The 13,008-nt window shown below is 67.4% G+C and carries 11 protein-coding genes and 1 pseudogene; 11 read left to right on the top strand and 1 reads right to left on the bottom strand.

The annotated features are described in order from the left end of the window. From ACLFQI_RS06470 to ACLFQI_RS06450, 5 genes and pseudogenes are all read left to right on the top strand, one after another. The coding region (locus ACLFQI_RS06470; protein WP_410758078.1) for a LysM peptidoglycan-binding domain-containing protein at positions 1-953 on the top strand (953 nt) is incomplete at its 5' end. A 78-nt stretch (positions 954-1,031) separates the two neighbouring features. Next, positions 1,032-1,385 (top strand): metalloregulator ArsR/SmtB family transcription factor, encoded by a 354-nt coding sequence (locus ACLFQI_RS06465; RefSeq protein WP_410758077.1) that lies wholly within the window; start codon positions 1,032-1,034, stop codon positions 1,383-1,385. Positions 1,386-1,712: 327 nt separating this feature from the next. Beyond that, on the top strand, positions 1,713-2,750 hold the full coding sequence (locus tag ACLFQI_RS06460) for an ArsJ-associated glyceraldehyde-3-phosphate dehydrogenase (protein WP_410758076.1): 1,038 nt from the start codon (positions 1,713-1,715) through the stop codon (positions 2,748-2,750). A 183-nt stretch (positions 2,751-2,933) separates the two neighbouring features. After that, a pseudogene (arsJ, locus tag ACLFQI_RS06455) lies at positions 2,934-4,211 on the top strand (organoarsenical effux MFS transporter ArsJ); the annotation flags it as partial. Further along, positions 4,212-4,856: an HlyD family efflux transporter periplasmic adaptor subunit gene (locus ACLFQI_RS06450; protein ID WP_410758079.1), complete on the top strand. Its 645-nt coding sequence runs from the start codon at positions 4,212-4,214 to the stop codon at positions 4,854-4,856. It abuts the pseudogene before it with no gap. 129 nt (positions 4,857-4,985) lie between these two features. Here the strand turns inward: ACLFQI_RS06450 and ACLFQI_RS06445 are convergent, their stop codons facing one another. Continuing rightward, positions 4,986-6,032 carry a rod shape-determining protein gene (locus tag ACLFQI_RS06445; protein ID WP_410758074.1) on the bottom strand — a complete coding sequence of 349 codons (1,047 nt, stop codon included), beginning with the start codon at positions 6,030-6,032 and terminating at the stop codon, positions 4,986-4,988. A 204-nt stretch (positions 6,033-6,236) separates the two neighbouring features. Here ACLFQI_RS06445 and ACLFQI_RS06440 point away from each other — a divergent pair, with 204 nt between their 5' ends. The 6 genes from ACLFQI_RS06440 to ACLFQI_RS06415 all read left to right on the top strand — a co-directional run bounded on the left by ACLFQI_RS06440 (position 6,237) and on the right by ACLFQI_RS06415 (position 12,951). Then, a complete protein-coding gene (locus ACLFQI_RS06440; RefSeq protein WP_410758073.1) occupies positions 6,237-7,826 on the top strand; it encodes a nitrilase-related carbon-nitrogen hydrolase in 1,590 nt (529 codons plus the stop codon). Positions 7,827-8,049: 223 nt separating this feature from the next. Further along, positions 8,050-9,600: a 2-isopropylmalate synthase gene (locus ACLFQI_RS06435; protein ID WP_410758072.1), complete on the top strand. Its 1,551-nt coding sequence runs from the start codon at positions 8,050-8,052 to the stop codon at positions 9,598-9,600. Positions 9,601-9,617: 17 nt separating this feature from the next. Then, on the top strand, positions 9,618-10,475 hold the full coding sequence (locus ACLFQI_RS06430) for a uracil-DNA glycosylase family protein (RefSeq protein WP_410758071.1): 858 nt from the start codon (positions 9,618-9,620) through the stop codon (positions 10,473-10,475). A 40-nt stretch (positions 10,476-10,515) separates the two neighbouring features. Beyond that, complete coding sequence (trmB, locus tag ACLFQI_RS06425; protein ID WP_410758070.1) at positions 10,516-11,274, top strand: tRNA (guanosine(46)-N7)-methyltransferase TrmB; 759 nt, start codon at positions 10,516-10,518, stop codon at positions 11,272-11,274. Next, positions 11,274-11,954 (top strand): ATP-binding cassette domain-containing protein, encoded by a 681-nt coding sequence (locus ACLFQI_RS06420; protein WP_410758069.1) that lies wholly within the window; start codon positions 11,274-11,276, stop codon positions 11,952-11,954. Before trmB ends, ACLFQI_RS06420 begins: the two co-directional genes overlap by 1 nt. Positions 11,955-12,147: 193 nt before the next feature. Further along, positions 12,148-12,951, top strand: a complete 804-nt coding sequence (locus ACLFQI_RS06415) for an ABC transporter permease (RefSeq protein ID WP_410758068.1) — start codon at positions 12,148-12,150, stop codon at positions 12,949-12,951. The last annotated feature ends 57 nt before the right edge of the window (positions 12,952-13,008 follow it).

Below are 13,008 nucleotides of genomic sequence, written 5' to 3'. Positions count from 1 at the left end.
ACCTCGAGGACGAGAAGACCTCACTTGAGGCAGCACATGCCAGGCTCAAGGCGGACAAGGACTCGCTCAAGACGGAAAGGGATCAGCTCGAGCAAGAGACCAGCCGGCTCGAGACCGAGCTTGAGCAGGCGCGCGAATCCACCGAAGAGACCGAGGATCAAGCCGCGTCCCTGCAGGCCAAGCTCGAGGCGGTCGAGGCCGAGCGCGCGGATTTGCGCGCGCAGCTCGAGGCGCTCACCCGCAAGCATGCGGATCTCGAGGACCAAGCGGCGCAGGTCGCCCTGCTCAAGCGTCAGCTGGATGAGAGCCAGACCGCCGTCGAACGCGCCGAGGCCCGCGCCGAGGCGTTGCACGACGAGATCGAGCAGCTCAAGCAACAGCGCGAGGACGCCGCGCGCAAGCACACCGCGCAGCTGACCGCGTCGGAACTGCGAGTGCGCGAGCACAAGGATCGGCTCGGGGACGTCGAGGCCCGCATCCAGCACCTAGAGCAGCAACTGGCCGAGCGCGACGCGCAAATCGAACGCTTGCAGGCGGCCGAGGAGCGTCATGTGCAAGCCACCCAGCAGCTCGAAACGCAGCTTGCCGAGCTGCGCGGGCGCCTTACCGCCCCGGAAGGCGGCAGCGTCACCGCCGAGCAGGCCCGGGCCGACGCGCGGCAGCAGGCCGAGACCCTTGCGCGGCTCATCCGCGCAGGCAAGGGCGTCGACAATACGCAGCTGCGGCAGCAAATCCGCGATATCGAGAATGCGCTGCACCGCAGTCAGTATTTGGTGGCCCGCGCCGAGGACGCTCGCACCGTCTATCGCGTGCGCCCAGGCGACTCGATCGGGCGCATCAGCGCGATCGTTTACGGGGACGGCGGCGAGTGGGAGCAGATCTTCGAGGCCAATCGTCACCTCCTCGATAATCCCGACCAGGTGCTGCCCGGTTTTACCCTGGTCATCCCCTAACGACATTTCTTAGCGATCCCTTAGCGATCCCTTAGCGATCCCCTAGCGATCCCCTAGCGATTCCTTTAGCTTGCGCCCATGTCCATCGCTCCTAGCGCCCTGTTTGGCGCCCTCGCCCACGACACGCGGTTGCGCACACTCATGCTGCTGAGCAAGCATGGCGAACTCTGCGTCTGCGAGCTCACCCATGCGATCGGCGTGAGCCAACCGCATCTCTCCCGCCATCTGGCGCAACTGCGCGAACAGGGCGTGGTGACGGATCGGCGCGCAAGCACCTGGGTCTATTACCGCATCAATCCGGCGCTGCCCGGCTGGGCACAGGCGGTGGTCCGCGACACCGAGATCGGTCTGCGGGGGACGGCGCCCTTCATCGACGACAACAGCCACTTGGAGGCGATGCCGAACCGCCCCGACGCACCGCGCTGCGCCTAAGCCGCCGAACCCTCCAGGCGGTCCCGACGGCGCCGCAGGCGGTGCCTCCGCTCCCAGGCACGTCACTTGGCCGTCATCGTTTCGTAAACATTCGTTCATTCGTATATATCATTTGATTGATAGACTACGCCGAGTTCAGAATCCCCTCGGCCCCACGGAGACCGCGATGCGCCTGCGTCTATCCGTCCCGCACGCGATGCCGCCATCACCGCCGCCAACCCTGGCCTCAAGCCGATCGCCCAGCCGATCGCCCAGCCGATCCAGGTCGTCAGCGGTCAGTGGACGCACTGTATGACCCCACCCAGATAACGACTCCCGGAGGAACCCTTGAGCATCCGCATCGGCATCAACGGCTTCGGCCGCATGGGCAGGCTCGCGCTGCGCGCCGCCTTGGATCGCGCCCCTGGCCCAGGCGCCAGCGCCGCGCTGACCTTCACCCGCGTCAACGAGATCGCCTGCGACGCCGCCGGTTCCGCCCACCTCCTGCAGTTCGACTCGGTCCACGGGCGCTGGAATCATGAGTGTCGCGGTACCACGACAAGCACCGGCGCCGGCGAGCTGGCGATCGACGGAGAAACCCTCGCCTACGGTCAGCACAAAACCATCGCCGCCGGCGACTGGTCCGACTGCGACCTCGTCTTCGAGGCCACCGGCAAGCACCACAAAGACCCCCAGCTGCTGCAAGGCTACTTCGATCAAGGCGTCAAGACCGTCATCGTCGCCGCGCCGACCCAGGGCGCGCTCGACATCGTCTACGGCGTCAACCACGACCGCTACAACCACTCCGAGCACCGCCTCCTCACCGCCGCCTCCTGTACCACCAACTGCCTCGCGCCGGTGGTTAAGGTCATGCACGAGCAGGTTGGCATCAATCACGGCTGCATGACGACGATCCACAACATCACCAACACCCAGCGCATCGTCGACCTCGGCCACAAAGACCCGCGCCGCGCCCGCGCCTGCGGCCAATCGTTGATCCCGACCACCACCGGCAGCGCCAAGGCGATCACCAAGATCTTTCCCGAACTGACCGGCAAGCTCAACGGCCACGCCGTGCGCGTGCCCCTGCTCAACGCCTCGCTCACCGACTTCGTCTTCGAGGCCGCGCGCCCGGTCACCGCCGAAGAGATCAACGCCCTGCTCAAGAGCGCCGCCGAGGGCGAACTCGCCGGCATCCTCGGCTACGAAGAACGCCCGCTGGTCTCGGTCGATTACCTCAACGATCCGCGCTCGTCGATCGTCGACGCCCTCTCGACCATGGTCATCGATGACACTCAGGTCAAAATCTATGCCTGGTACGACAACGAATGGGGCTATGTGAACCGCATGGTCGACATCGCCGAGATGGTCGCCGAATCCCTCTGACGCGCGCCCGTCCCGCCTCCCGCACCGACGATTGCAGAAGGGGTCGGGGGTGCGCGGCAGGGAGCCGCGCTCAGGCCGCCAAGGACGGATTCACGGCGTCCCGCGCGCAGCGGCACCCGCTCCCTTCTAGCGACGACGCCAGAACCCAAGCAGCAAACCGCCCTCGGCCGATCAGTCTCCAACATGGACAAGAGTACCCGCAACTACCTCACGGTCACCGCCGGCTACTGGGCCTTCACCATCACCGACGGCGCCATCCGCATGCTGGTGGTGCTCTACTTCCACCAGCTCGGCTACTCGCCGTTCGAGGTGGCGATGCTGTTCCTCTTCTACGAGGTCTTCGGCATCGTCACCAACCTGGTCGGCGGCTGGCTCGGCGCGCGCATTGGGCTGAACCTGACCATGCACATCGGCATGGGCCTGCAAGTGGTCGCGCTGATGATGCTGACCGCGCCCGATGCCTGGCTCGGCGTGATCTACGTGATGGCCGCCCAGGCGCTGTCCGGCATCGCCAAGGACCTGAACAAGATGTCGGCGAAGGCCACGGTCAAGACCCTGACCGGCGACGGCGCGGCCGCCGAGTCGAAGCTGTTCAAGTACGTGGCCGTTCTCACCGGCTCCAAGAACGCGCTCAAGGGCGCCGGTTTCTTCGTCGGCGCCGCGCTCTTGCAGGCGTTTGGCTTTCGCAACGCGCTGTTCATCCTCGCCGGCACCCTGTTCCTGGTGATGATCGTCACCATCGCGCTGCTGCCCGCAGGCGTCGGCAAGCTCAAGGAGAAGGCCAAGTTCACCCAGGTCTTCTCCAATACACCGGCGATCAACTGGCTCTCGGGCGCGCGCTTGTTCCTGTTCGGCGCCCGCGATGTCTGGTTCGTGGTCGCGCTTCCGGTCTTCCTCTACGACGTGCTCGGCTGGGAGTACAGGGCCGTCGGCGCCTTCCTCGCGCTCTGGGTGATCGGCTACGGATTCGTGCAGGCCGGCGCACCGGCGCTGATCCGCCCGAACCGGCAGGGACAGGGCCCCGGCGGGCGCACGGCGTTGCTCGGCGCGCTGGTGCTGGCGCTGATCCCGGCCGCTATCGCGCTCGGCATGACGCAGGGTCCGGAACTCGCGCCGACGCTGGTGACCTGGCTGACCGACCTCAGCGGGGCCGACCTCAGCGGCCTCGCGGCGGCCTCGCCGGCCGAGATCCAAGGCGCGGTGTTGATCGGCGGCCTGATGCTGTTTGGCATCGTCTTCGCCATCAACTCGGCCGTCCATTCCTACCTGATCCTCGCCTATGCCGACGCCGACAAGGTCGCACTCAATGTCGGCTTCTATTACATGGCCAATGCCGGCGGCCGCCTCACCGGCACCGTGCTCTCGGGGCTGATCTACCAGACTCAGGGACTTACAGGCTGCCTCTGGTGGTCGACCGGCTTCGTGCTCGCCGCCGCGCTGCTCTCGCTCTGGCTGCCGCGCGTGTCCCACGCCGCCCGGCCCGGCGAATCCGCCCCGGCGGCGGTCTTGCCCCGCGCCAGCGCATCGCGCCAAGACGCGGGCCATGCCGCGGCCTCGCTATCGGCTCACTGCGTCGACGCCGACGGCCGCGTCGAGGCGACCCGGCGCGCCGAACTCCATGCGCCCATCGCCGGATGGATTCATGGCTGCTCGGCGCGCGAGGGCGATGCCGTCAGCGCCGGACAGATCCTGCTGCGCATCCTGCCGACCGAGACCGACGCCGCCGAACACCCAATCCAGGCGCCTTGGGACGGCGTGATCGCGCGCGCCCATGCGCGCGTCGAAGGTCGTGAGGTCGCGGCGCGGACGTTGCTGATCGAGCTTTTCGATCCGGACAGCCTGGTGCTGCGCTTCTCCGTCGACGGCTCGCGGGCGCTCGGCCTGGCTGCGGGGCACAAGATACAGGTTCACTTCGACGGCGCGCCGGCCAACCCCATGGAACTGACGCTGACGCGCGCCTGGCCGGCCCTGGAGCCGGAGACCGGTCGCCGCATCTGCGAGGCCCGCCTGCCAGCACACGCCGGCTTCGTCATCGGTCTGGCGGCGCGAGTGCGTCTCGAGCCCGCCGAGCCCGTGTCGACCGCTCCCCTTGGCGCGGCAACCTAAGGCGATTTCCGTCAAAGCTCAGAGCGCCTAAGCGCAGCCAGCAAAAGCGTCGATTCCGCGAGAAGTGCCCTGCTTTGCCTGGCGCGGCGGCTCGCCATTTGTCGGCGCGCCCGAGCTTTCAGGCGCGCATCAGTCGCTCGCGAACAGCCCAATGCCGCGCGGGCCGTTCATCTCGAGCGCCATGCCGGCGCCGCGCGCGACACAGGTCAGCGGATCGTCGGCGACGATGACTGGCAGGCTCGTCTCCTCGCTGATCAGGCGATCGATGTCGCGCAGCAAGGCGCCGCCGCCGGTCAGCACGATCCCGCGCTCGGCGACGTCCCCGCCGAGTTCCGGCGGTGTGCGCTCGAGCGCCTGCTTGACCGCCGTGACGATACACATCAGCGACTCCTGCAGCGCTTCCAGGATTTGGTTGCTGTTGAGCGTGAAACTGCGCGGCATGCCTTCGGCGAGGTTGCGGCCCTTGATCTCGATCTCCATCACCTGACTGTCCGGAAAGGCGCAGCCGATCCGGTGCTTGATGCGCTCGGTCGCGGCCTGGCCGATAAAGGTGCCGTAATGGCGACGCACAAAGTTGAGGATGGCGTCGTCGAAGGTATCGCCACCGATGCGCACCGAATGGGAAAAGACAATGCCGTTCAGCGAGATCACCGCCACCTCGGAGGTGCCGCCGCCGATATCCAACACCATCGAACCACGCGGCTCATGCACCGGCAAGCCGGCGCCGAGCGCGGCCGCCATCAGCTCATCGATCAGATACACCTCGCGCGCGCCGGCAACGGTCGCCAGCTCCTTGATGGTGCGCCGCTCGACCTGGGTCGAGCCGCAAGGCACGCAGGCCAGCACACGCGGACTCGGGCGCACCATGGCCGCCCCCTGGACCTTGTGCAGAAACGACTGCAACATCCTTTCGGTGATGGTGAAATCGGCGATGACGCCGTCCCTCATCGGGCGGATGGCGGCGATGTTGCGCGGCGTGCGTCCGAGCATGCGCTTCGCCTCCGCACCGACCGCCACCACCCGCTTGCGGCCGGTCTCGTGGTCCTCGCGCACGGCCACGACCGAGGGCTCGTTGAGCACAATCCCTTGGCCATATCGGTAGATCACGGTGTTCGCCGTTCCCAGATCGATCGCCAAATCGCTGGAAAAGAGCCCTCGAATACGCCTTAATACCATTTTGTGTGTTCCCCAGGATCAGAACCGCTCTCCCAGCCTTCCTGGGACCGGCCGCGCGCGTCCATCGCCGCCGCGCCGGCCGTTGGCCCAACGGTCGAGCCAGCGGATGAGCCTTGCGAATATACCGTTCCGATCCAAGATTTTCTCTGCGCAATGTCGCACAGCCTTCCGCCAACCCGTCGCAATCCCGAAACGCGTGATCGCATGAACGATACCACCGACAGCCTCGCCCAACTGCATGTGCGCAACGCCACCCCGCGCGACGTTCCCGCCATCCGCGCCCTGTTCGAGCGCGCCTATGCCGGCAGCGGCGTCAGCAGCTACAGCGCGGCGATGCTGCGCGGGCAGATCAACAAGTTCGCCGAGGGCCAGTTCGTCGCCGAGTACCAGGAAGACGATGGCGCGCGCCTGATCGGCTTCTGCTCCAGCTTCCTCGTCAGCGGCGAGATCGCGCTGAAGCCGCATGGCTGGAACTGGATCACCGGCAGCGGCTATGCCTCGCGCCACGACCCGGACGGCGATTATCTCTACGGCATGGAGGTCTGCGTCGATCCCGAATACCGCGGGCTGCGCATCGGCCAGCGCCTCTATGACGAGCGCAAGAAGCTGGTCCAAGCGCTCGCGCTCAAGGGCATCATCTACGGCGGCCGGCTGCCCTCGCTGGATGCGGCGCTGACGCGCGCTGAAGACCCTTACGACAGCCCGCAGACCTATGTCGACGCGGTGGTGGAAGGCCGCGAGCGCGATCCGGTGCTGACCTTCCAGTTGCGCAACGATTTCCAGGTGATCGGCCTGATGCCCGGCTACTGGCCCGAGGACCAGCAATCGCGCGGCTACGGCGTGCATCTGCTGTGGCGCAATCCGCACGCGCCGGACGAGCAAGAAGAGGAACGCGCCAAGCACTATGGCGGCCGGCTGATGGACACGGTGCGCGTCGCCACCGTGCAGTATCAGCAGCGTCGCGTGCGTTCGTTCGATGAGTTCCTCGACATGCTGCGCTACTTCGTCGATGTCACCGCCGATTACCGTGCCGATTTCTGCGTCTTCCCGGAGCTGTTCTCCTTGCAACTGCTGTCGATGGAGGATCAGGAGCTGTCGCCGGCCGAGGCCATCGAGGCGTTGACCCACTACACCGACCCGATCAAGGAAGCGCTGCGCGAGATGGCGATGCGTTACAACATCAACATCATCGCCGGCTCGCATCCGACCAAGATGGACAATGGTCGGGTCGAGAACATCTGCTACATCTGCCTGCGCAGCGGCGAGATCCACGAGCAGGCGAAGATCCACCCGACCCCGAACGAGGTCTATTGGTGGAACATCGAGGGCGGCAACGAGCTGGCCGCGATCAATACCGACTGCGGGCCGATCGGCGTGCTGATCTGCTACGACGCCGAGTTCCCGGAGCTGGCCCGGCATCTCGTCGATCAGGGCGCGAACATCATCTTCGTGCCCTTCTGCACCGATGAGCGCCAGTCCTATCTGCGCGTGCGCTACTGCGGCCAGGCGCGCGCGGTCGAGAATCAGTGCTATGTGGTCATGTCCGGCAACTGCGGCAACCTGCCGAATGTCGCCAATATGGACATCCAGTACGCGCAGAGCTGCATCCTGACGCCGTGCGACTTCCCGTTCGCGCGCGACGGCATCGCCGCCGATACCACGCCCAATGTCGAAACCGTGGCCTTCGCCGATCTCGGGCTCAAGGCGCTGCGCGAGGCGCGCAATTCCGGCACCGTGCAGAACCTCAAGGATCGCCGCCATGATCTGTACACCACGGTGTGGCGCGAGCGTTAGGCCTGTTTCACCGATCTCGCTGTCTACTCACATAGCCGAGGTGGCTCTATCCGAATTGCTGAGCGGGACGCTGCTGGCACTGCTGCCGGCATTGGGAACCACGCCTCGACACATCGGCAACACTGTGCAACCGGCGTTAGAATCATCGCAAGCCATGCTGGTCTAAACGCGATCGACGGCGATCCCGCGCGCTCGCCCACATCCTTATTGCCGAGATCTCCCGATGACCGACAAAGAGCACTTGATCATCTTCGACACCACGCTGCGCGATGGCGAGCAGAGCCCGGGCGCGTCGATGACCCGCGACGAGAAGGTGCGCATCGCCACCGCCTTGGAGCGGCTGCGGGTCGATGTGATCGAGGCCGGCTTCCCGGCCGCCAGCAACGGCGACTTCGAGGCCGTGCAGGCCGTCGCGCGCGCCGTCAAGGACAGCACCGTCTGCGGGCTGGCGCGCGCGCTGGAGCGCGACATCGATCGTGCCGGCGAGGCGCTCAAGGACGCCCATGCCGGGCGCATCCACACCTTCATCGCCACCTCGCCGATCCACATGGAGAAGAAGCTCAAGATGAGCCCGGACCAGGTGGTCGAGCAGGCGGTGATCGCGGTCAAGCGCGCGCGCCAGCATTGCGACGATGTCGAGTTCTCGCCCGAGGACGCCGGGCGCTCCGAGATCGACTTCCTGTGCCGCGTCATTGAGGCCGTGATCGATGCGGGCGCGCGCACCATCAACATCCCCGACACCGTCGGTTATGCCGTCCCGCACCAGTTTGGCAGTCTCATCGCGCAGCTGCGCGAGCGCATCCCGAACGCCGACAAGGCCATCTTCTCGGTGCACTGCCACAACGACCTCGGCCTCGCCGTCGCCAACTCGCTCGCGGCGGTGCAGCATGGCGCGCGTCAAGTCGAATGCACCATCAACGGTCTCGGCGAGCGCGCCGGCAACGCGGCGCTGGAAGAGATCGCGATGACGGTGCGCACGCGCCAGGACTATTTCGCGTGCGACACCCGGCTGGACACCACCCAGATCGTCAACTGCTCGCGCCTGGTCTCCGGCATCACCGGCTTCCCGGTGCAGCCGAACAAGGCCATCGTCGGCGCCAATGCCTTCGCGCACGAGTCCGGCATCCATCAGGACGGCGTGCTCAAGCATCGCGAGACCTACGAGATCATGCGCGCCGAGGATGTCGGCTGGCAGCAGAACCGGATGGTGCTCGGCAAGCACTCGGGGCGCAACGCCTTCCGCGCCCGACTCGAAGAACTCGGCGTGCGACTCGCCACCGTCGAAGAGCTGAACGAGGCCTTCCGCCGCTTCAAGGATCTGGCCGACAAGAAGCACGAGATCTTCGACGAAGACCTGCAGGCGCTGGTCACCGATGCCACCCTCGGCAGCGCCAACGAGCGCGTCAAGCTGGTGTCGATGCGGGTCTGCTCCGAGACCGGCGAGACCCCGCGCGCCGATCTGGTCCTGAGCCTCGACGGCGAGGAGGAGCCCGGCACCGCGATCGGCGGCGGGCCGGTCGATGCCACCTTCCGCGCCATCGAGTCGATCGCCAACAGCGGCGCCACGCTCAAGCTCTATTCGGTCAACGCCATCACCAGCGGCACCGACGCCCAGGGCGAGGTCACGGTGCGGCTCGAGAAAGGCGGACGCGTGGTCAACGGCGCCGGCGCCGATACCGACATCGTCATCGCCTCGGCCAAGGCCTATCTGAATGCGCTCAACAAGCTCAGCAATGTCAGCGAGCGTGCGCATCCGCAGACGGGCGATGTTTGAGGGCGGTGGGCGTCGTCATGGATGAAGGGCGCCGTTTGCACTATCTGGCGGCCATGGGCATCCAGGTCTGGCAGCCTCGGGTCGCTGGCGAGTCCGTCGGAACGCCGGCTCAGTGGGGCTCCCAGTCGGCCCCCGACCCATCATCGGAGCCTCCGCCCTGGCTCGACGAGCCACCGCCCTGGACGAATGACGACCAGCCGCCCTGGGAAACGGAAGAAGCGGCAGCGGATCGCCTCGACGCCGCGCCCGATCCATCGCCAGCCGTCGCCGCCACCGACGCTCAACATGAGATCGCCGGCCTGGATTGGGAAGCGCTGGAGGCCCGTGTCACCGAGTGCCGCCGCTGCCCACTCTGCGAGACCCGCACCAAGACCGTGTTCGGAACCGGCAACCGCCAGGCCGAGCTGCTCTTTATCGGCGAAGGCCCCGGCCAAGACGAGGACCTGCAAGGCGAGCCCTTCGTCGGTCGCGCCGGCCGGCTCCTCGACAAGATGCTCGCGGCGATCGGGCGCGCGCGCACACAGGTCTACATCGCCAACATCGTCAAATGCCGGCCGCCGCGCAACCGCAACCCCGAGCCTGACGAGGCTGCGGCCTGCCGAGCCTATCTCGAGCGCCAGATCGCGCTGATCCAGCCCAAGCTCATCGTCAGTCTCGGCGCCGTTTCGGCCAACAACCTACTCGGCAATCGCGAAGCCGTCGGCCGCCTGCGCGGCAAGTCACAGCATTACCAGCCGCGTGATGGCGCCGCGCCGATCCCGCTGCTGGTCACCTATCATCCGTCCTATTACCTGCGCAGCCCGGCCGAGAAGGCGAAGGGCTGGCAGGATTTACAGCGGATCGTCCATCTCCTGGAACAGTTGCCCAAGTCATGAATCCCATCGACGACGCAGACAGAACCTCAAGGCTCGCCGCGTGACCAGAGGACACCCGCCGACACCGGCGGATGGCGCCCCTCGGGCGGCCCTCGGCCACGCCCCGCAGCGCCCGATTCGCAGCTTCGTGCTGCGCCAGGGGCGGCTGACGAGCGGTCAGGAACGCGCCTTTCGCGAGCTTTGGCCGCGCTTTGGCGTGGACTGGCAGCCGGGCGAGAGGCTCGATCCGTCGGCGCTGTTTGCTGCCGACCCGTCGCTCCGTTGCGACAGGCCGATCACCCTCGAGATCGGCTTCGGCGACGGCGAATCGCTCGCGGCGATGGCGGCGGCCGCCCCCGAGCGCGACTTCATCGGCCTCGAGGTCCACCGCCCCGGCGTCGGTCATCTGCTGCTCGCGCTCGCGCAGCAAGGGCTGACCAACGTGCGCGTGCTGCGCGCCGATGCCACGCCGTTGCTCGCGACCGGCCTGCCCAGCGCCAGCCTGGATGCGGTCCAGCTGTTCTTCCCCGACCCCTGGCCGAAGCAGCGCCATCACAAGCGACGCATCGTGCAGCCCGGCTGGATCGCTACGGTGGCGCGGGTGCTGCGACCCGGCGGCACCTTCCACTTGGCCACCGACTGGACGCCTTATGCCGACTGGATGCTGGCGGTGCTCGACGGCGCCCCCGAGCTGTTCGAGAACAGCGCCGGCCCAGGCCGCTTCAGCGCGCGACCGGCGCACCGGCCGCTCACCAAGTTCGAGCGCCGGGGCCAGCGCCTCGGCCATCAGGTCCACGACCTGATCTATCGGCGCCGCTGATGGCCGCACTGACCCTCTCACGCCTGCGGCCCCGGTTGCTCGCGCCGATCGATCTGGCGATCGACGCCGGCGAACTGGTGTTCATCTCCGGCCCCTCCGGCGCCGGCAAGAGCCTGTTGCTGCGCGCCATCGCCGATCTGGATCCGAGCCAAGGCGAGGCCCTGCTCGACGCGCGACCGCGCGCGGCGATCCCCGCCCCCGAGTGGCGCCGGCGCGTCGGCCTGCTGCCCGCCGAGAGCGGCTGGTGGGCCGATCGCGTCGGTGCGCATTTCGCTGCGTCCGAGGTGACCGCGCCGAGGGCCATCGCTGCGGCCACAACCGCCAATCCCGATCGTTGCCAAGACGCCCCCTTGCCGCTGCAAGATCTCCTCGCGCGGCTCGGCTTTCCACCCGATGTGCTCGACTGGGAGGTCCAGCGACTCTCGACCGGCGAGCGCCAACGCCTGGCCCTGGCGCGCATGCTGCACAATGGCCCCGAGGCGCTGCTGCTCGACGAGGCCACCGCCAACCTCGACCCAAGCAACCGCGCGCAGGCCGAGCAACTGATCGACGACTATCGCCGCCAGCGGGGCGCGGCCGTGCTCTGGGCCAGCCATGATCCGGAGCAGCGCCGGCGTCTGGCGCACGCCGCAGGCGGACGCTGCTTCGTCATCGCTGACGGCCGCCTGCTGCCAGAATGATCGGCCCGATGCGAACCCGAACCGTGCGCCCGAGGCGCGCTAGAACCGTCCGCCTGGCGCGAGCCAGAGCCCTCATCCGCCTGGCGCGGTCGCAAGACGATCCAGAGGCGGCGCTCAGGATGCGTGCGACCCTGCCGCCGATGAGCCAGCCGCGCTGGCACGAAGACACCCCTCCCGGCGCGGCTGGACGAGCATGGAACTGATCTCGCTCAGCCCCTTCGATCTGGCGCTCGCCTCCGGTCTGGTGCTGCTCCTGGCCTGGCTCTCCTGGCGCCTGCATCTGGGCATCGAGCGACGCATCCTGATCGCCGCCGCGCGCAGCACGGTGCAGTTGGCGCTGCTCGGGCTGGTGCTGAAGGCGCTGTTCGCGACCACCGAGCCGCTGCTGATCGGGCTGCTCGCGCTGATGATGCTCTCGGTGGCCGGCTGGGAGGTGATGGCGCGGCAGCGGCGGCGCTTTCGCGGCGCCTGGGGCTATGGGATCGGCGCGTTGTCGATGTTCCTGTCCTCGTTCAGCATCACGCTGCTGGCCTTGACCACGATCATCGGCGTCACGCCCTGGTATCAGCCGCAGTATCTGATCCCGCTGCTCGGCATGCTGCTCGGCAACACCATGAACGGCATCGCGGTCGCGCTCGACGGGCTCAGCCGTCAGGCCTGGGAGGGCCGCAACCGCATCGAGGCGCGACTGCTGCTCGGCGCGACCTGGAACGAGGCGATCGCCGAGATCCGCCGCGACGCCCTGCGCGCCGGCCTGATCCCGATCACCAACGCCATGGCCACCGCCGGCATCGTCAGCTTGCCGGGGATGATGACCGGCCAGGTCCTCGCCGGCAGCCCGCCGATGGAGGCGGCCAAGTATCAGCTGCTGATCATGTTTTTGATCGCCGGCGGCACCGGGCTCGGGAGCGTCGCCGCGGTCTGGATCGGCGCGCGGCGGCTGTTCGATGGGCGCCATCGGCTGCGCCTGGAGCGGCTGCGGGCGGTGCGTGGATAGAGAGATCAGGCCTCCAGGGACGCGATATCCTCACCATCGCCATCGCCATCGCCATCG

Origin of the sequence: Halochromatium sp., from assembly GCF_046541315.1 — a bacterium.
Classification (GTDB): Bacteria; Pseudomonadota; Gammaproteobacteria; order Chromatiales; family Chromatiaceae; genus Lamprobacter.
The sequence above is the reverse complement of the archived record's forward strand: the minus strand, read 5'-3'. Positions and strand labels throughout refer to the sequence as shown.